The following is a 19,722-nucleotide window of genomic DNA, read 5'->3' as shown; positions in this document are numbered from 1 at the left end:
TTTCGCACCGAGTCACCGATAAAGCCAATCAACGGCGATATACCGCCTAGGCGCAGAGGGATTGTCGTGAGTCGATTCACCGAAACGATGTACAGCAACGCCCAATCGAGTCAAAAGGGCATGGTCACCGGGGAGCCCGACGCACCCGTCCGCCATACGTGGGCGCAGGTGCACGAGCGGGCCCGGCGAGTGGCTGGCGGACTGGCCGCCGCTGGCATCGGGCCCGGCGACGCCGTCGCGGTGCTGGCCGGCGCCCCGGTCGAGATCGCCCCGACCGCGCAGGGCATTTGGATGCGTGGCGCCAGCGCGACCATGGTTCACCAGCCCACTCCCCGCACCGACCTGACGCGATGGGCCCAAGAGACCACCGCCGTCATCGACATGATTTCGGCTGGTGCCGTTGTGGTCTCCGATCCGTTTATGGCGGCGGCGCCGGTGCTGGCGGAACTCGGGATGACGGTGCTGACCATTGAGTCGCTGTTGGCCAACACCCCCATCGAGCCGCTCGAGTGCTTCGACCACGATGTCGCTCTGATGCAGCTGACGTCGGGGTCGACGGGCTCGCCAAAGGCGGTCCAGATCACCCACGGCAATATCGTCGCCAATGCCGAGGCCATGGTCGTCGGCTGCGATTTCGACGTCGACACCGATGTGATCGTGAGCTGGCTGCCGTGCTTCCACGACATGGGCATGACGGGTTACCTGACGGTGCCGATGTACATCGGCGCCGAGCTCGTCAAGGTCACACCCCTGGACTTCCTGCACGATACGTTGTTGTGGGCCAAGCTCATTGACAAGTACAAGGGCACGATGACGGCCGCGCCAAACTTTGCCTACAATCTGCTCGCCAAGCGATTGCGTAGACAGGCCAAGCCCGGACAGTTCGATTTGTCCACGCTGCGCTGGGCATTGTCGGGCGCCGAGCAGGTCGACCCGGTCGATGTCGAGGACCTCTGCGATGCGGGCGCACCGTTCGGGTTGAGGCCCGAGGCGATCATCCCCGCCTACGGTATGGCCGAGACGACCGTGGCCGTGTCGTTCTCCGAGTGCGGTGGGGGCATGGTCGTCGACGAGGTGGACGCCGATCTGCTGTCGACACTGCATCGCGCCATCCCGGCTGCGAAGGGGCACACCCGACGATTGGTCTCCCTCGGTCAGCCGCTGGACGGAATTCAGGTCCGCGTCGTCGACGAGAACGGCGCCGTGCTGGCCGCAAGGGGCGTTGGTGTCATCGAGGTGCGCGGGGAGCCGGTGACCAGGGGGTACACCACCATCGCCGGATTCATTCCCGCGCAGGACGAACACGGCTGGTACGACACCGGTGACCTCGGTTATCTCACCGAGTGCGGCAACGTGGTCGTGTGCGGGCGCATCAAAGACGTCATCATCATGGCCGGGCGCAACATCTACCCGACCGATATCGAACGTGCCGCGTGCCGGGTGAACGGCGTGCGGCCGGGCTGCGCCGTCGCAGTGCGGCTCGACGCGGGGCTGTCGCGGGAGACGTTCGCCGTCGCGGTGGAGTGCACCGACTTCGCGGATCCGACGCAGGTGCGACGCGTCGAACGCCAGGTCGCCCACGAGGTGTTCGCCGAGGTCGACGTGCGGCCTCGCAACGTAATGGTGCTCGAACCCGGGACGATCCCGAAGACGCCCTCGGGCAAGCTGCGGCGCGCGCACGCGCTGTCACTCGTGGGCTGAACCGCGCAGCGTCCCGGGGTGAATATGTGTGCTGCCAACCTCTGAGCGACAGAGTCGCTGTTCTTACTACCGCGACGCGCACTTGAGCGACTTTGTCGCTCTGAGCTTGGCACCACGAGAGTCATCCCCGGACCCCCGACAAGTGCCGGCATGTTTAATCTGCGCGATTAACAGGCATCCCCCAGCGACGAGTGTGGTGTAGAACACAGCCGCAGTGGATGGAGCCGCCATGAGCACAGACAGCCCGGTCCAGCCGACTGACGTCGACAAAGCCCTCCTCGGGAGCGCGACCTACCGAAGTCTCGGTGAGCAGAAACTCTCCCCTCAGGAAGAACGCTTCGAAAAGGGTCGACGTACGGTCGGCCTTTTTCTCGCTCCACTGCTCACCGTTGCCTTCCTCGTTCTGCCCATCGACATTCCGCGCGAGCAACAGGTGCTGGGCGCGGTGCTGCTCGGCGTCATCGCGCTGTGGATAAGCGAAGCCATCCCGATTCCCGTCGGCGGCCTACTCGGCGTCGCCGTCGCCGTGTTCCTGGGTGTCGCGCCGGTCGACGACGTCCTCGGACCGTTCGGATCGTCGACGATCTTCACGTTCATCGGTGCGTTCATCCTGGCCCAGGCAATGCTCAAACACGGTCTGGCGCGACGGTTCGCCTTCCGGATCCTGTCGCTGAAGGGCGTCGGCAATTCCACCACCGGCGTGATCCTCGCGTTCGGCGCGATCACCTGTCTGCTGTCGGCGTTCGTCTCCAACACCGCGACCGTGGCGATGCTGCTTCCGACCGCGATCGGCATCCTCAGCGTCATCGCCAAGCTCCTGCAGAAGCGCGGCGACGTCGAAGAGGATTTCGATCCGCAGCGGCTGCGCGTCGGTGCGGCGATCATGCTGATGCTGGCCTACGGTGCCAGCGTCGGTGGACTGCTGACCCCAGTTGGCAGCCCGCCCAACCTGATTGGCCGCGGCCTGATCGAGGAGGCCACCGGCGAGCGCATCAGCTTCGGGCAGTGGATGGTGATGGCCATTCCGATCTGCTTGGTCATGTTCGCGCTTCTGGCGCTCATCCTGCTTCGACTCAACAAGCCGGAGATCAAGCGAATCGACGGCGTGGCCGAGTACGTCGCTGAGGAGCGCGAGAAGCTGGGTTCGTTCTCGCGCGCGGAGAAGAACACGCTGATCGCGTTCGGCATCACCGTCACGCTGTGGATCCTGCCCGGCATCGTCGCGCTGATCTCCGGCACCGAGTCCAGCGCCTACGAGTTCATCAGCGACCGCTTCGACGAGGGTGTGGTGGCCGTGTTCGGCGCCGCACTGCTGTTCCTACTGCCCACCGACTGGAAAGAGCGCGAGTTCACCTTGCGCTGGAGTGACGCCGCCGAAATCGACTGGGGCACCATCATCTTGTTCGGCTGCGGCATCATCTTCGGGTCGCTCATCAGCTCGACCGGACTGGCCGAAACCATTGGTACCTCCATCGACGACGCGTTGGGCCTGTCGAGCATCGTGCCGATCACGATCTTCGCGGTGATCCTGGCGATCATCGTGTCGGAGACGACGAGCAACACGGCGTCGGCCGCGGTGGTGGTGCCGATCGTCATTCCGGTGGCGATGGCCGCGGGCGTCAATCCGTTCGTGCCCGCACTGGCGGCGACTTTCGCGGCGTCGTTCGGGTTCATGCTCCCGGTGTCGACGCCGCAGAACGCGATCGTCTACGGCTCCGGCGTCGTGAAGATCACCACGATGATCAAGTCCGGCATCACCTTCGACATTGCGGGCGCGATCCTGATCATCATCCTGCTACCGATCATGGTGGGCCTGCTGGGACTGGGCGGATGACCTCTATCGCGGTCATCCCGGGTGACGGTATCGGACCCGAGGTCATCACTTCGGCCCGCGCGGTCCTCGACACGCTCGCGGCCAAGCACGCAATCGAGTTGTCCTACACGGACTTCGACTGGTCATGTGAGCGTTACACCCGCACCGGAACCATGATGCCCGAGGACGGCATCGACACGCTGCGCGAGTTCGACGCGATCCTGCTCGGCGCGGTCGGCTGGCCGGGAGTACCCGACCACGTGTCTTTGTGGGGACTGCTCATCCCGATCCGACGGGCGTTCCGGCAATACGTCAACCTGCGCCCGATCAAGGTGTTCAACGGCGTCGACAGCCCACTGCGGGCCCCCGGCGAGGTCGACTTCGTCGTGGTGCGGGAGAACGTCGAGGGCGAGTACAGCGAGATCGGTGGACGTCTCAACCGCGGGTTTCCCGACGAAATGGCCGTCCAGGAATCGGTTTTCACCCGCGTCGGGGTGAGCCGGATCGCCGACTATGCATTCGAGTTGGCGCGGTCGCGACGGGGATACGTCACGTCGGCGACGAAGTCGAACGGGATCGTGCACACGCTACCGTTCTGGGACGAGGTGGTCGCCGAGAGGGCAGCACAGTTCCCGGACGTGCGGATGGACAGCGAGCACATCGACGCGCTGGCCGCGAAGTTCGTGTTGCAGCCGCAACGCTTCGATGTCGTGGTGGGGTCAAACCTGTTCGGCGACATACTGTCCGACCTCGCCGCGGCGGTCGCAGGCTCGATCGGCATCGCGCCGTCGGGCAATCTGGACCCGACGAAGATGTACCCGTCGATGTTCGAGCCGGTGCACGGGTCGGCACCCGACATTGCGGGCCGTGGGATCGCCAACCCGATCGGCGCGGTGTGGTCGGCGGCATTGATGCTCGAGCACCTGGGGCATTCGGACGCGGCGAGTGAAGTGATGGCGGCAATGGAGTCGACACTGGCGAAGCCGGAGACGCGTACCGGCGATCTGGGCGGGACGGCGTCGACGGTCGAGGTGACGGAGGCGCTCGTCGCGCAGCTGCGCTGAGTCAGCTGTCGAGAGCTACCAGAGCACCGCGATGGCGGCCGCAGCGAAGGACAGCACCCCGACGGTGACGAACAGCGGACGTGGCACCGGATTGCCGGTGCGTTTCTGCCGTGCGCTGCCCATACCGAGCACACCGCCGATCACGATGAGGATGACGAGCTTGATGCCGATCTTCGGATAGTTGAGCTCGATGCCCGCCGGCCAGGGCGCGGCCAGCGCCAGCCCGGTGAGCAGCGAGAGCAGCAGCCCGTAGTCCATGACGCGGGTGAAGCGGAACCGTTTCGCGACTGCCTCGGTGGTCCAGGCGCCGAAGGTCACGGCGAAGCCAACGATGTGCAGCAATACAACTACATCGCGTAGTAGTTCCATGCCGTGAGCGTACGACAGCGCTGGCCGGGGAGCCAGAAAATCAGCCGACGCGGCAAGATTCGATCGGTGTGTGGCCTTACCGCGTGGGCCCACTGGCCGGGCGTACGGTGCCACTGTGTATGTCGACGCGATGATCACCCCGCAGCCACTGAAAACGATCGGGGCGCTCGCCCGTCGTACAGAAGCCGCCGGGTTCTCCGGATTGCTGTTCACCGAGACCGGCCGGACTGCGTATCTCAATGCGGCAGTGGCGTCGCAGGCCGCGCCGGGCCTGGAGTTGTCGACGGGTGTCGCAGTCGCGTTTCCGCGCAGTCCGTTCGTCACGGCGGCGTCGGCGTGGGAACTACAGGAGGCGACGGCCGGCAAGTTCCGGCTCGGCCTCGGTACGCAGGTGCGCACCCACGTGGTCCGGCGCTACGGCGTGGATTTCGAGCGTCCCGGTCCTCGGCTGCGTGATTACGTGCGGGCCGTCAAAGCGTGCTTCCACGCGTTCCGCACCGGCAAGCTGGATCACCACGGCGACTTCTACAGCCTGGACTTCATCACCCCGCAGTGGAGCGCGGGTCCGATCGATGCGCCGGATCCGAAGGTGGACATCGCGGCGGTGAACCCGTGGATGCTGCGGATGGCCGGCGAGGTGGCCGACGGCGTGCATGTGCATCCGCTCGGCGAGCCGGGTTACATCGAACGACACGTGGTACCGAATGTTGCTGAGGGAGCGGCGAAGTCGGAGCGATCGCCCGACGATATCGCGGTGATCGTGCCAGTGATGACGATCGTCGGCGACAGCGACGAGGAGCGGGACCGCGAACGTGAACTGGTCCGGACGAGCATGAGCTTCTACGGGAGCACCCCAAACTATGCGTTCATCTGGGACGAGGCCGGGTTCGAGGGGACGACGGCGCGGATCCGCGAGAAGCAGAAGGCCGGCGACTTCAAGGGGATGGCGGCGCAGATCAGCGACGAGCACATCGCGACGTTCGCGACGGAGTCGACATGGGATGGGTTGGCCGACGCGCTGGTCGCGAAGTACGGGGGCCTCGCCACGCGTGTCGTGCTGTACAACGCGCTGGCCGATGAAGCCCGCATCGAGCGCTACGGCGAAGTGTCACGACAGATCTCATCCCGATAACAGACTGATCACTGCCTCGCGCGGGAGCGCTGGATTATTCAGCGGCGTTGTTAGTTTCGCGCCGTGGTGGAGGGATTTGCGCGTCGTGTCGGCAGGCTGGTCGTCTGTGCAGTGATGATGGCTGCGGCCGTGATGGTTGCGTCGCCGCAGGCCTCGGCGTATTCGCGCGAAGGCTTGCCGGTCGAGACGCTAATGGTGCCGTCGCCGTCGATGGGACGTGACATCAAGGTCCAGTTCCAGGGCGGCGGACCGCATTCGGTGTATCTGCTCGACGGCCTCCGCGCGCAGGAAGACTTCAACGGCTGGGACATCAACACCGCGGCGTTCGAGTGGTTCTACGAGTCGGGTGTGTCCGTCGTGATGCCCGTTGGCGGGCAGTCGAGTTTCTACAGCGACTGGTATGCGCCGGCGTCAGGTTTCAATGGAACGACCACGTACAAGTGGGAGACGTTCCTGACCAACGAACTGCCGAGCTGGCTGATGGCCAACAAGGGACAGGACCCGCGCGGTAATGCCGTTGTGGGACTGTCGATGTCGGGCGGAGCGGCGCTGACATTGGCCGCATGGCATCCCCAGCAGTTCTTTTTCGCCGCATCGCTGTCGGGATACCTGAACCCGTCAAAGGGTATGTGGCCCACGCTGATTGGCTTCGCGATGATGGATGCCGGCGGCTACAAGGCAGCCGACATGTGGGGGCCGCCGAACAATCCCGCGTGGCAGCGGAATGACCCGATGCTGAACATCAATCGACTGGTGGCCAATCGCACGGCCCTGTGGGTGTACTGCGGCAACGGCACGATGTCCGACCTCGACGGCGGCGGTGGAGGCTTCGGAACGCAGTTCAGCGCGTCGTACCTGGAGAACATCACGCTGAGCACGAACAAGGAGTTTCAAGAGAAGTACCAGGCCGCCGGCGGCCGCAATGCGGTGTTCAACTTCCCGCCGAACGGCACGCACAGCTGGGGTTACTGGGGCGCGCAGCTGCAGCAGATGAAGCCCGACATCCTGCGGATCATCAACACTCCCCCTCCCCCGCCGCCGGCTCCCCGGCCCGCAATCCCGGGTGCGGTCCCAGCACCGGCCGCGGCACCGGCCGTGGCGCCGGCGCCGGTCCCGGCGCCCGCTGCGGCGGTGGCTCCTGGGCTCACCTTGGCGCCAGTGCGGTAGTTACTGTACTTCGCAACTACTAGGCGGTCTTTGTATCAACTGCCATGTCAACAGCTATTCCGGTTTTATTGACGGCATTTCTGAGAATTTGCTGTCTGACGGCGACGGCCTATTGACTGACCGTCTAATTAGGCGTATGTCTAATAGCCATCAGGCGTTGGTTGGGGCCGGCGCCACAGACGGCAGAGGTGTCACATGGATGTTGACTATTGCGTCGTGGGTGCCGGGTTCGGCGGGCTCACCGCGGCGTTGCGTTTGAAGCAGGCGGGTCATTCGGTGGCGCTGCTGGAGGCGCGCGACCGGGTGGGTGGCCGCACGTGGACCGAGACTCGTGACGACGGGGTGTGGATCGATCGGGGTGGCGCGTGGATCGGGCCCGGCCAGGACGCCATCTACGCGCTGATGAAAGAGTTCGGCATCCCGAGCTACAAGCAGTACACCGACGGCCAAGCGATGATGTACATCGAAGGTAAGGCGTACAAGTACAAGGGCACGATCCCGCTGTCGATGAGCCCGTGGGCGGTGGCCAACATCGGCAAGGTCTTCCTCGAACTGACGTCGATGTGCAAGCAGATCGACCCGGCAGCGCCGTGGGATGCGCCGAAGGCGAAGAAGTGGGACCAGATCACGTGGGCGGAGTGGCTGGACCGGAACACATTGTCGAAGCCCGCGCACCAACTGCTGGATTACTCGGTCTCGGGGTTGTATACCTCTGCGGCGTCGGAGATCTCGCTGCTCTTCGTGCTGTATCAGATGGCCTCGGCAGGGGGGCCGAGCTTTGTGCTCGGAGTCAAGGATGCGGCCGAGGATGAGCGAGTGGTCGGCGGGATGGGCGCGATTCATCGGGCGATCTCTGACGAGCTCGGCGATGCGATCCACCTGTCGCAGCCGGTGCGGAGCATCTCGCAGGATGCCGATGGGGTGACGGTCCGATCCGACGACATGGTGGTGCGTGCCCGTCGGGCTGTCGTGGCGGTGCCGGTGAGCATTGCGTCGCAAATCCAGTACGAGCCAATGCTTCCGATGGATCGGTCGTTCCTCCACCAGCGGATGCCGTCGGGCGCGGTGTACAAGATCGCGTTGGTCTATGACGAGCCGTGGTGGCGTGCCGATGGTCTGTCGGGTCAGTCGTTCGCGCCGGGGTCGATGGCGAACTTGACCATCGATGCCAGCACGGACAATCCGTCGCCCGCAGTTCTGTGTGTCATCACCGAGGGACCCGTCGCACGAGAGATGACGAAGCTCAGCGAGGAGGAGCGCAAGAAGGGCGTGATCGACGCTGTGGTCGAAAGGTTCGGCGAAAAGGCGCGGAACCTGGCGGACTACGTCGAGCAGAACTGGACGATCGAGCGCTATTCGGGCGGAGGCATGATCGCGCACACGCCGCCGGGTGTGCTCACCGAGTTCGGGCCTTCCCTTCGTGAGCCGTGTGGCCGCATCCACTGGGCCGGCACGGAAAGCTCCGCGATCATGTACGGATTCATCGACGGGGCTGTGCGCTCGGGTGAGCGTGCGGCTGTCGAGGTGATGGAACACGACAAGGCGATGACGGTGGCCTGACGCGGGCCTAGTCCCTATCCCACCGTCGGGACCATATGTGCTGTGCGCCAAGCAAATCATCATCGCCGTCAATACCTTCCACAAACGTTGGTGGCGCTTTCTGCCCTATCGCGACGCTGAATGCCCGATACTCGTTCTCACAGCCTGACGTAAGGGGCACCGTGAGAGGCAGTTCCAACGGCGCGACGGCGTCCCCGTGGTCACCGCGGGAAACCGAGCTGCTCGAGGTGACGCTGGAGCTACTGGCCGAACGCGGCTACGACCGGTTGAGCCTCGAGGCGGTGGCCACGACCGCTCATGCCAGCAAGGCCACGCTGTACCGACGCTGGCCGACGAAGGCCGAGCTCGTCCTGGCCGCCTTCATTGAGGGCACCCGACAAATCGCGGTCGATCCCGACACCGGCACGCTGCACGGCGATCTGTTGGCACTCGCCGAGCAGATCAGCGCTCACGTCAGCGACCATGTCGGCACCATCCGGGCGGTGCTCGTGGAGACGTCGAGGAGTGCTGAGCTTCACACCACGATGAAAGAACAGTTCCTCGACCAGCGCAAAGCGCTCATGACGCACGTGCTGAAGCGGGCCGCCGACCGCGGCGAGATCAAAGCCTCCGCCATCAGCGACGAGCTATGGGACGTGCTGCCCGGCTATCTCATCTATCGCGCGGTCCTCACCGGTCAACAGCCGACTGGGCAAACCATCCGCGGCCTCGTCGACAACGTCATCATCCCCGGCCTCACCCGTCACAATGACTGATGCCCTGTCCACCCGACGAAGACCGGCGCTTGTGAGGTCCGGTCCCGTACCGTACTGTCAACCGAGTTGATATACAGCGGGCAGATGTCACACCGTCCATATCGTCTACACCGTCCGTAACGTGCCAAGAGGGTCGAAAGGGTCACGGATGCAACGGGTTTCGATCGGAAGCCGGCTCTTGCGGCACTGGATGGTCTGGGTGGCGGTGCTTGTCGTCGCAGTGGCGGCATTCGCGGTCTACCGACTCCAGGGCATCTTCGGCACGGAAGACGTCGTCTCCACCCCCAGCGGCGCCGCCAATGAGATCCATCCGTTCAACCCCAAGCGCGTTGTCATGGAGGTCTTCGGTCCGCCGGGAACGAAGGCGACGATCACCTATACCGACGTGAACGCCCAGCCGCAGCGGGCCGACGCCGTGACGCTGCCGTGGACCTATGACACGACCACCACTCAACCGGCCGTCTTCGTCAACGTGTCCGCCCAGGGTGACGGCGACTCGTTGGGCTGCCGAATCAAGATCGACGACGTCGTCAAGGACGAGAGAACGATCAACGCGTTGAACGCCTTCACCTACTGCTTGGACAAGTCCGGATGAACACCCATCTCGCCGATCGCCCGACGATCACAGACCGCTTCGCCAGGTGGGTCCGGCGGCTGTGTGTGCCCATCGTGTTGTTCTGGCTCGTCATCACCGTGCTGTCCAACGCGCTCGTACCGCAACTCGAGGTCGTCGGCGAGGAACAGAATGTGGCGTTGGCGGCCCACGATTCCCCTTCGCTACAAGCGTTCCAGCGGATCGGCAAGGTATTCGGCGAATTCGACTTCGACAGCGCCGCAATGGTGGTGCTCGAGGGCGATCAGCCTTTGGGTGCCGAAGCACATGCCTACTACGACGAGTTGGTCAAGCGGTTCAACGAGGACACCAAACACGTCGAGCACGTGCAGGATTTCTGGGGCGACCCGCTTACCGCCGCGGGCTCACAGAGCCCCGACGGGAAGGCCGCCTACGTTCAGGTCTTCCTCGCCGGCAACCAGGGCGAGGCGTTGTCGCTGGAGTCGGTCAACGCGCTGCGCCATATCGTGGCCAAGACGCCTGCACCACCCGGCGTCAAGGCCTACGTCGCCGGCTCAGCGGCGCAGGTCACCGATAACTTCGAGGTAGGCAACGACAGCACCCTCCTGGTCACGCTGTTGACCGTCGGGGTCATCGCATTGATGTTGCTCATCGTCTACCGCTCGATCGTCACCATGCTCCTCGCACTCATCACGGTGCTCATCCAGATGTCGGCGGCGCGCGGAATCGTCTCGTTCCTGGCAAATTCCGGCTTCATCCCTCTGTCGACATATGCGACCAACATGCTGACGCTTCTGGTCATTGCCGCCGGAACCGACTACATGATCTTCCTGCTGGGCCGCTATCACGAGCGACGCAACGACGGCATGGACCGCGAGGCCGCGTACTACGACATGTATCGCGGGACGTCGCATGTGATCTTGGGGTCGGGGCTGACCATCGTGGGAGCGGTAGCCTGTCTGGCCTTCACCCGGCTGGCGTATTTCTCGAGCCTGGGCATCCCGGCGGCCATCGGTGTGTTAGTCGCGCTGGCCGCCTCATTGACCTTGTCACCCGCGGTCGTGGTGATCGGCAGCCGCTTCGGCCTGCTGGAACCCAAGCGCAAGACGGCCAAACGGGGTTGGCGACGGATTGGAACGGCCATCGTTCGGTGGCCCGGGCCGATCCTGATCACGACACTGGCACTGGCCTTCATAGGACTGGCGTCGCTCTTCGGATACAAGGTGAATTACGACATCAGCCCGTACTTACCGGCCGATGCCCCGTCGAATGTGGGATACGCCGCGGCGGAGCGGCATTTTTCGAAGGCGCGGCTGAATCCCGAACTGCTGATGATCGAAACCGACCACGACCTACGCAATCCCACCGACATGATCCTGCTGGAGCGGGTGGCCAAGGCCGTCTTCCACACGGACGGTGTCGCACAGGTGCAGTCGATCACGCGGCCGCTCGGCACGCCCTTGGACCACACCTCGATCCCATTTCAGATCAGCGCGCAGAGCGGGGCGCAAATCAACAACCTGCCCTTCCAGCAGGCCCGCGCCGCCGACCTGCTGACGCAGGTGGGTGTCATCAATCACTCGATCGACCTGCTGCGGCAGCAGTTTGCGTTACAACAGCAGGCCAGTGACATCACCCACGAGCAAAGCCAGGCATTTCAGGACACAGTCGCCACGGCGCAAGACCTGCGCGACAAGATCGCCACCTTCGACGACTTCTTTCGTCCGATGCGCAACTACTTCTATTGGGAGCCACACTGTTTCAACATCCCGATATGTTGGGCGTTTCGATCTCTTTTCGACGCGCTCGACGGTATCAACCAACTGACCGACCAGTTGGCCAACGTCTCGGGCAGTATCGCCAAACTCGATGAGCTGCAACCCAAGCTGAGCGCGCTGATTCCGCCGCAGATAAGGGATCAGGAAACCAACCGCGATCTGGCGAAGACCAACCACGCCACCACGTCGGGGCTCTATGACCAGGCTGCGGCCCTGCTGGAGAACGCGACCCAGCTGGGCGCCTCCTACGACGCGTCCAAGACCGACGACTCGTTCTATCTACCGCCAGAGGCGTTCACCAACCCGGAGTTCCAGCGCGGGCTGAAACTGTTTTTGTCGCCGGACGGCAAAGCCGCACGAATGATCATCACGCACGACGTGGATCCCGCTACACCCGAGGGCATTTCGCATATCGAAGCGATCAGGCATTCGGCGATGGAGGCGGTGAAGGGAACGCCGTTGGCGGGCTCGAAGATCTACATCGGCGGGACGGCGGCGACCTATGCGGACATTGCGGAGATGGCCAAGTACGACCTGATCATCGCCGGTATCGCCGCGCTGAGCCTGATTCTGCTGATCATGATGTTCATCACGCGCAGCATCGTGGCGGCGCTGGTCATCGTGGGCACGGTGGCGCTCTCGTTGGGCGCATCGTTCGGTTTGTCGGTGTTGGTATGGCAGCACCTGCTGGGTATCGACTTGTATTGGGTGATATTGCTTTTGGCGGTGGTTCTACTGCTCGCAGTGGGTTCGGACTACAACCTGTTGCTGGTCTCCCGGTTCAAGGAGGAGATCCACGCCGGCATCAACACGGGGATCATCCGATCGATGGCGGGCAGCGGCTCGGTGGTGACGGCCGCGGGCCTGGTGTTCGCATTCACCATGGCGTCGTTCGTCGTCGGTGACCTCATCGTGCTCGGCCAGATCGGAACGACGATTGCGCTCGGTCTGCTGTTCGACACGCTGATCGTCCGATCGTTCATGACACCATCGATCGCCGCGCTTCTTGGACGGTGGTTCTGGTGGCCGGTCCGAGTGCGCCAGCGGCCGGTGCCAATCAAGTTCGGTGACGAGAACACGCGGCAGCTGTCGCTGTTCTGATTCGCCGGGCATGGTGCGTGACGGTTCCGCGACGCTCGATTGGGTAACTAAGCCGGGTGGCTGAGCTGACCCTGTTGCTGGTGCTGTTCGTGGCCACTGTCGTGCTCGCACCGCTGGCCAACCGCATCAACGTGCCCTATCCAGCGGTGATGCTCGTCTTCGGCATGGCATTGGCACTGTTGCCTGCGGTGCAGGTCCCCGCGATCGACGCGAGCCTGCTGCTGCCGTTGATCCTGCCTCCGCTGTTGTTCGCCGCGGCACGACGCACCTCGTGGCGGGAATTCCTCGACAACCGGCGGGCGATCGGACTGCTCGCCGTGGCCCTGGTCGCCGTGACGGCCTTCGTCGTCGGCGGGGTGCTGCAGGCGTTGGTCCCGGGGTTGCCCTTGATCGCCGCGGTGGCAATCGGCGCAGCCGTGGCACCACCGGATCCGGTGGCGGCGACGGCCATCGCGCAGAAGCTCCACCTACCGCGCCGACTGCGCACGATTCTCGAGGGCGAGGGCCTGTCCAACGACGCGACCGCCCTCGTGCTGTACGAGGTCGCGGTCGCAGCGGCGATGACGGGGGCGTTCTCGCCTGCGAAGGCCGGCATGCAGTTGGCCACGGCGACCGCCGTCGGAGTCCTGATCGGACTCGCCGTCGCCGTGGCGGCGCGGTGGCTGCTGAACAAGCTGCCCGCGCATCCGTCGGGCAGCGCATTCGTCTTGGTCACGCCGTTCGTTGCGTATGCCGCAGCGGATGCGGCACACGGCAGCGGCGTCGTGGCGGTGGTGACGCTGGCGTTGTCGCTGAGCCGGTACAGCGACAAGGAGTCGGCTCAGACGCGGATCGTCGCGATGACGATGTGGGAGATCGTCGAATTACTGGTGACGGGCGCAGCTTTCGCGTTCGTCGGTTTGGAACTGCGTGCGATCGCGTTGGAAGTCGACGAACCGGTGGGCAGTCTGATCGCGCAGGCGGCGATCGTCACCGCCGTGGTCATCGTGATCAGATTCGTCTGGATCTTCCCGGTGGCGACGATCGACGAGAGGCTCCGTCGGCGACGAAATCCGACCGGCGAGCCGGTGGGGTGGCGCGAGATGACGGTGTCCTCGTGGGCGGGCATGCGCGGAGTCGTCACGCTCATCGCGGCGATGGCACTGCCACCGAACTTCCCCGAGCGGGACCGGCTGGTCTTCATCGCGTTCGTCGTGGTGGCAGTAACGCTTCTGCTGCAAGGACTTACGCTGCCGACTTTGGTACGCAGATTGGATGTGACGGCCTCTGGTGACGACCAGGACGATCTGGCGCAGGACCTGATGCGGCGGGCGCAGGTGGCGGGTCAGCGACGGCTCGACGAACTGCGGGGCGACGACCGTATCGACGCCGACGTGATCGACCACGTCGAGGAGGGTGCAGACCGGATGTGGGACGCGATGGGCCGACCCGACGCGGACGGCGGTCAGGCGGACGAGATTCGCGCCGTCAAGGACGCGATGCTGACTGCGGCGCGCGAGGAGATACTCAGCGCACGCTCCGATTCCGGAATGGATCCCACTGTCGTCGACGACGTGCTGCGCCGACTGGATGTGCGCACGACGCACGTCGAGTGATTCACATACGCGAGTAGCGCGCCAACGCGAAGCTGTACAAGCCATACGCCGCGAAACCCGTTGCCGCGGCGATCAATATCGCCGTCCCGAACTGCGCTTCCGCCAGCGACTTGACCGCCGCATCAAGTCCCGTCGCCTTCGCCGGATCGCTCACATAGGTCGCCACGATCACCGACAGGCCGGCCGCGAACAGCACCAATCCCTCCGCGACGTGCCCGCAGATTCCCAGCGCCGTGATCAGACAGCCACCCGGAACCGTCAGATCGTCGAGGAACTTTCGGGTCGCCCCCTTGTGCACGTAGTAGGCGCCGATGGCGGCGATCACGAACCCCACGATCACCAGCAAGGTCTTGCCGCCGCCCGACTGCATCAGCCGCGCACTCAGCCCCTCAGTCGTGTCCTTGCCCCACCGCGAAACATCCAGCGCGAACTGGATGGCCGTGAACGCGACGGCACTGTAGACGAGGCCCAAGCCGAAGGCCTTGAGTCTGTCGCTGATCGGTGAGTCGCGGCGGTGGGCGTGGCTGCTCTCTGCCGGATGCAGTCCTAGCACCGCTTCCGCGAAGCGCCACAACGCCAGTGCGATGAGTCCGCCTGCCACGATCCACAGCGGCAGAGCGCCACCGCCACTGTTGGCGAGCGTCGCCAACGCGCCCGCCTGGTCGGCCTCTCCGCCGAAGCCGAGTGCGATCCGGACGATGACGTAGGCGACGAGCAGATGAAGTATTCCGCTGACCGGATATCCGGCACGTGCGATCCACTCGACGGCGCGCGTCTGGGTGACCTCGTTGACCGCACCCTTGACTCCCGCCATGCACGCACTTTCTACCCTTCGCGTCGCCTGTTGAAACGGGGTGACGGCTGACGGCCGTCCTCAGTGCTTCTGTTGCAGAGCGGAACTCATGACATTCCGACGGGAACGATGATCACCGTGATGTTGTCGTGGCCGCCGGCCCGCAGTGCGTGGTCGACGAGCGCACGGGCGGCCTCGGTCCGCGCGGTTCCGATGCAGAACTTGGCGATGTCGGCGGCCTCGGGCAGGTAGTTGTGCAGACCGTCCGAGCACAGGACCAAAACACCTCGCTCGGAGGTGGTCATCGTGTGGACATTCGATTCGTCCCACGACTCCCGATCGGCATCGCGACCGAACCACCGTGTCAGGGTGTGCTCGCCTCTCAGCACGGCGGGTGAGTCAGGCGGAATGCCCGCGGAGATCAATTGCTGCGCAACGGTGTCGTCGACGGTCAGCCGTTGCGGCTGCGCGGGAGGCTCGGGCAGCCAGTACACCCTGCTGTCCCCGACGTTGGCGACAGCGATCTGCACCCCTCCCTCGGCGGCCGGCACGACGACGGCCGCCGTGTAGGTGCATGACGCAGGGCTGAATTCTTCGGGCGACGTGGACTCCGCAGCCGCCTTCGCCGCGTCGGTCAGTCCGGCCACCATCACCGATGTCACGTCGCGGGATGCGGCGAGCGCCGTCAGCATGGCGTCGACGCCGGCCACCGACGCGGCCCTCGACGCGTTTTGGGCGTCGGCCGAAGTGGAGACGCCGTCGCACACCACTGCCGCGATTGCCCGCGGTCCGTCATTGTTGGCGATGGTGCCGGCTGCGCCCGCGTCCTCGTTGCGGGTGTGCTCGATACCGCGGTCGGTGATCAGCACGATTTCGTCGAGCTGGTTCTCGTCGCGGTCCGGGGCCGAGCCGTCGGCTTGCGCGACCGGCCTGGGCACTGCGACGTAAGTCGACATTGAGTTAGTCATACCCTCGTCCTTGGCCGGATCGGATTCGCCCCTTCGACCAAAACATTCCCACATAATCGGTCGTTTCGGTGCTCACTGCGCGACTGAGACCAGCGCTGAGTTTCAGACCTGCACGATCGGCCAGAAGAGGTCGAACAACCGCCCCTCCCAGCCCGTGGCAATCCGACCGGCACGAGCACGTTCGGCGATGTGCGCACCGACGATGCCATCGATCAGTGTCGCGCCGTCGAGGTCGGCACGAAAGGATCCGTCGGCCTTCGCGTCGTCGATCACGGCCTCCAGCTTGGCCCGCTGGCGAGCGAGGATGCGGCGGAAGATCTTGGTGAAGTCGGGGTCGTCGTCGGTGAGCAGCGACGCGAGGCCGCCGAAGCCAATTCCGTCGTCGATGGCCTTGACGGCTTGCTGGATCAGCCACCGCAACCGATCGGGCGCATCGGCATCGACTGGCAGCGGTTCGGGTGTCGCGATTCGCGACAGCGCGGCGGACAGCATGTCGCGACGATCGCGGTGCCGTCGGTAGATCGTCGTCTTGGCAACCCCCGAGCGCGCGGCCACCGCCTCGACCGTCACCGAGCCGGCACCTTTCGCGCGTAGCAATGCCAAGGTCGCGTCGGCGATGCGTTCGTCGGTGTTCGCGCGTGGCGCCATCGGCTCCTCTTTTCCCGCTGGGGAATACCCGCATCCGCAGAAACGCTACACTAAGCGTAGCGCTACGATACGCGTAGCGTTTCTGTAGTTGGAGGGTAAAGAATGAGGAAGGGTTTGGGACGAGTTTCTCCGACGAACGTGGCATATCTGGGTTTCCTGTTGACGTTCGTGGCACTCGGGACGTTCGTCTACTCGCTGGCCGTCGGTAGTCCGCTAGCAGGTGTTATCGGCGCCGGCATGGCTGTGTTGATGGTCGCGACGGTCGCGGGGTTCCGCATCGGCGCCCGCATGCGCGCGGCGTCCAACGAGAGCGGCATCGAGATCGACGGCTCGAACATCTGGGGGCGACCACTGCGGCGCGAGCAGATCGACCGGTATCTGCAGAGCTACCGCGTGCATGAGGAGCTGCAGCCGGAGCCCGATCGCGGTTACGAACCGTTGTTGGAGCGCCGCGCGGCCTAACTGTCGCTGCGTGAGCGGCTCGACCAAACCGTATGCGTCTAGTGCCAAGCTCTGAGCGACAAAGTCGCTAACTTGCGTTGTGGCGGTAGTAGATGAGCGACAAAGTCGCTGTGAGGTTGGCAACTAGAACATTGGTCGGTCTGGCTATATGGCGTGCGGGTCGCACGCGCGGCTAGATCGAAGTCAGAGCTCGACCGCGGTTAGACATCCCAGGGGCTGGTGTCGTCGACGAGAACTGCAATCTGAGTGCCGACTCACAGGTTGATGCGCGACGATGACGTCGGGAGGACACAACGATGTGCGGAATCTTTGCTGCCATGACCCGCGACAGCCTGCCCGCCGATCGCTGCGACGAGGCGCTCAGGCGACTGGAGCACCGCGGACCGGACGGCACTGGCCTCTGGCGCTCACGCGACGGGCGGTGGACGCTCGGACACACGCGGCTGTCAATCATCGGCCTTTATAACGGCAGCCAACCGATGACCAGCCCCGACGGCGCTGTCCACATGGTGGTCAACGGCGAGTTCTACGGCTACCGCGAGATTCGCGAGCGGCTGCGCGCGAGTGGCTACCGCTTCTCCACCGAGAGCGACAGCGAGATCGCGCTGCACCTCTATCACGAGCGCGGGATCCAGGCAGCGACGGAATTGCGTGGCGAGTTCGCGGTCGTGATAGCCGACGAACGCCAGCGGGCGATGTATGCGATCCGCGACCGCTTCGGCGTCAAACCGCTCTACTACGCCGTGGCGAACGGCGAGGTGTTCTTCGCCTCCGAGATCAAGGCGCTGCTCGCGCTGGGCGTGCCCGCCGTTTGGGATCTCGAGGGCGCGACCGGCGGCTTCGGCAGGACGCACGAGAAGACCGAATTCGCCGGGGTCAGCACAGTGCCGCCGGGGTGCTACGCGATCGCCCGCGACGGCGCCGTGCGCATCTACCCGTACTGGGATTGGGAGATTCCGACGGCCGCCCAGATGGCTGCTGACACGCGCAGCGAGGCCGAGGTCGTCGCGGACTTCCGCGAGTCGTTGCGAGAGTCGGTGCGGCAGAGGCTGGTCGCCGACGTCGAGGTGGCGTCGTATCTGAGTGGCGGCATCGACTCGTGTGCAGTCCTCGGGCTGGCGCAGCAGGAGATGGATCGGCCGATCCGTGCATTCACCCTGACGTTCGAGAACCCGCTCTACGATGAGGCGAAAATCGCTGAGGCACAAGCCAAACTGGTCGGTGCGTCGTATTACCCGATTCCGATCACGGGGCGCGAGATCGCCGACTCGTTCGCGGATGCCATCTGGCATTCCGAGACGCAGATGTTCAACGGGCACGGCGTCGCGAAGTTTCTGCTCAGCCGCGCGGTGCGCGACGCCGGCATCAAGGTGGTGTTCACCGGCGAAGGCTCCGACGAAATGCTGGGCGGCTACCCGTACTTCCGCGTCGACGCGTTGAATGACGATCCGACGTTGGGTGCCGACGAACGCGCGAAGCTGCTCGACGAGATGCTCGGCGCGAATGCGGCGACGCGGGCGCTGATGATGCCCGAGCAGGTCGACAACCCCGAAATGCGAGCGGTGGAGCGCAGGCTCGGGTGGTTGCCAGCGACACTGAATGTGGCTGCGGTGCAGACGAATAGCGTGGCGCCGCTGTTCCGTGATGACCTCGTGGCGTCCATCGGCGAGTATCAACCACTGGTGGGTGCGCTGGATCGGCTGCCGATCGCGCAGCGTGTTGCGGGCCGCGATCACCTGAACCAGATGCTGTACGTGAACGCCAAGACGATCCTGCCGAACTTCATCCTGAACTATCTGGCCGATCGGATGGAGATGGCGCATTCGATCGAGGGGCGGGTGCCGTTCCTGGATCACCATGTGGCGGATACGGCGGCGCGGGTGCCGGTAAGCATGAAGGTCAAGGGAATTCGGGAGAAGCATGTGTTGCGGGAGGCGACGAAGGATGTGTTGATCCCCGAGGTGTACGACCGGCAGAAGCATCCATTCACGACGCCGCCGACGCGCAACCCGAACGACCCGATGCTGGAGTTCTACCGGGATACGTTCGCGTCACAGGCTGCGAAAGATCAGCCGATCTTCGACATGGCGAAGGTCGGCGCGGCGCTGGATGAGCTGCTCGAGGTCCCGGACGATCAGCGCATCGCCGTGGAAGGCGGTCTGCAGCGTGTGGCGAGCGTCGTCGTTATGCAGGATCTGTTCTCGATGTCATAAACGTTTCGTCTTCTGGCTAGGCATCTCAG

General features: G+C 64.5%; 16 protein-coding genes. 12 read left to right on the top strand and 4 right to left on the bottom strand.

The genetic code is table 11. The features are described from left to right. Nucleotides 1-66: 66 nt before the first annotated feature. The 3 genes from ACIA48_RS16905 (at nt 67) to ACIA48_RS16895 (ending at nt 4,578) form a co-directional block, all read left to right on the top strand. Complete coding sequence (locus tag ACIA48_RS16905) at nt 67-1,701, top strand: fatty acyl-AMP ligase (protein ID WP_396733643.1); 1,635 nt, start codon at nt 67-69, stop codon at nt 1,699-1,701. Nucleotides 1,702-1,930: 229 nt separating this feature from the next. Beyond that, nucleotides 1,931-3,535 carry an SLC13 family permease gene (locus ACIA48_RS16900; RefSeq protein ID WP_396733641.1) on the top strand — a complete coding sequence of 535 codons (1,605 nt, stop codon included), beginning with the start codon at nt 1,931-1,933 and terminating at the stop codon, nt 3,533-3,535. Next, on the top strand, nt 3,532-4,578 hold the full coding sequence (locus ACIA48_RS16895) for a tartrate dehydrogenase (RefSeq protein WP_396733638.1): 1,047 nt from the start codon (nt 3,532-3,534) through the stop codon (nt 4,576-4,578). The genes ACIA48_RS16900 and ACIA48_RS16895 overlap by 4 nt, the downstream gene beginning before the upstream one ends. Nucleotides 4,579-4,593: 15 nt before the next feature. Here ACIA48_RS16895 and ACIA48_RS16890 read toward each other — a convergent pair whose 3' ends face one another. After that, entirely contained in the window at nt 4,594-4,947 is a 354-nt protein-coding gene (locus tag ACIA48_RS16890; protein ID WP_396733635.1) for a Fe-S protein, read from the bottom strand. 115 nt (nt 4,948-5,062) lie between these two features. On the opposite strand from ACIA48_RS16890, the gene ACIA48_RS16885 reads away from it, so the two are divergent. The 7 genes from ACIA48_RS16885 to ACIA48_RS16855 all read left to right on the top strand — a co-directional run bounded on the left by ACIA48_RS16885 (nt 5,063) and on the right by ACIA48_RS16855 (nt 14,609). Then, the gene (locus tag ACIA48_RS16885; protein WP_396733632.1) at nt 5,063-6,079 is read left to right on the top strand and encodes a TIGR03617 family F420-dependent LLM class oxidoreductase; all 1,017 of its coding nucleotides are present in this window, start codon (nt 5,063-5,065) and stop codon (nt 6,077-6,079) included. Nucleotides 6,080-6,193: 114 nt separating this feature from the next. After that, entirely contained in the window at nt 6,194-7,246 is a 1,053-nt protein-coding gene (locus ACIA48_RS16880) for an esterase family protein (protein ID WP_396735031.1), read from the top strand. Between the two features lie 195 nt (nt 7,247-7,441). Beyond that, complete coding sequence (locus ACIA48_RS16875) at nt 7,442-8,806, top strand: flavin monoamine oxidase family protein (protein WP_396733629.1); 1,365 nt, start codon at nt 7,442-7,444, stop codon at nt 8,804-8,806. A 161-nt stretch (nt 8,807-8,967) separates the two neighbouring features. Further along, nucleotides 8,968-9,561, top strand: coding sequence for a TetR/AcrR family transcriptional regulator (locus ACIA48_RS16870; protein WP_396733626.1), 594 nt, complete (start codon nt 8,968-8,970; stop codon nt 9,559-9,561). A gap of 148 nt (nt 9,562-9,709) precedes the next feature. Continuing rightward, the gene (locus ACIA48_RS16865; RefSeq protein ID WP_396733624.1) at nt 9,710-10,156 is read left to right on the top strand and encodes an MmpS family transport accessory protein; all 447 of its coding nucleotides are present in this window, start codon (nt 9,710-9,712) and stop codon (nt 10,154-10,156) included. Then, nucleotides 10,153-13,014, top strand: coding sequence for an RND family transporter (locus ACIA48_RS16860; RefSeq protein WP_396733621.1), 2,862 nt, complete (start codon nt 10,153-10,155; stop codon nt 13,012-13,014). The genes ACIA48_RS16865 and ACIA48_RS16860 overlap by 4 nt, the downstream gene beginning before the upstream one ends. Before the next feature lie 56 nt (nt 13,015-13,070). Continuing rightward, nucleotides 13,071-14,609 (top strand): Na+/H+ antiporter, encoded by a 1,539-nt coding sequence (locus ACIA48_RS16855; protein WP_396733619.1) that lies wholly within the window; start codon nt 13,071-13,073, stop codon nt 14,607-14,609. 1 nt (nt 14,610) lies between these two features. On the opposite strand, the gene ACIA48_RS16850 is transcribed toward ACIA48_RS16855, so the two are convergent. The 3 genes from ACIA48_RS16850 to ACIA48_RS16840 all read right to left on the bottom strand — a co-directional run bounded on the left by ACIA48_RS16850 (nt 14,611) and on the right by ACIA48_RS16840 (nt 17,018). Further along, on the bottom strand, nt 14,611-15,423 hold the full coding sequence (locus ACIA48_RS16850) for a DUF1206 domain-containing protein (RefSeq protein WP_396733616.1): 813 nt from the start codon (nt 15,421-15,423) through the stop codon (nt 14,611-14,613). An 86-nt stretch (nt 15,424-15,509) separates the two neighbouring features. Next, nucleotides 15,510-16,370, bottom strand: coding sequence for a PP2C family protein-serine/threonine phosphatase (locus ACIA48_RS16845; protein WP_396733613.1), 861 nt, complete (start codon nt 16,368-16,370; stop codon nt 15,510-15,512). 102 nt (nt 16,371-16,472) lie between these two features. Further along, the gene (locus ACIA48_RS16840) at nt 16,473-17,018 is read right to left on the bottom strand and encodes a TetR/AcrR family transcriptional regulator (protein WP_396733611.1); all 546 of its coding nucleotides are present in this window, start codon (nt 17,016-17,018) and stop codon (nt 16,473-16,475) included. Nucleotides 17,019-17,156: 138 nt separating this feature from the next. Here ACIA48_RS16840 and ACIA48_RS16835 point away from each other — a divergent pair, with 138 nt between their 5' ends. Then, a complete protein-coding gene (locus ACIA48_RS16835) occupies nt 17,157-17,480 on the top strand; it encodes a hypothetical protein (RefSeq protein WP_396733608.1) in 324 nt (107 codons plus the stop codon). A gap of 296 nt (nt 17,481-17,776) precedes the next feature. Beyond that, entirely contained in the window at nt 17,777-19,693 is a 1,917-nt protein-coding gene (gene asnB / locus ACIA48_RS16830) for an asparagine synthase (glutamine-hydrolyzing) (RefSeq protein ID WP_396733606.1), read from the top strand. Nucleotides 19,694-19,722: the final 29 nt, after the last annotated feature.

The sequence above is a fragment of the Mycobacterium sp. NPDC051804 genome (genome assembly GCF_044452905.1).
GTDB lineage: Bacteria > Actinomycetota > Actinomycetes > Mycobacteriales > Mycobacteriaceae > Mycobacterium.
Note: the sequence above shows the minus strand (reverse complement) of the source record. Positions and strands in the feature narration are given on the sequence as shown.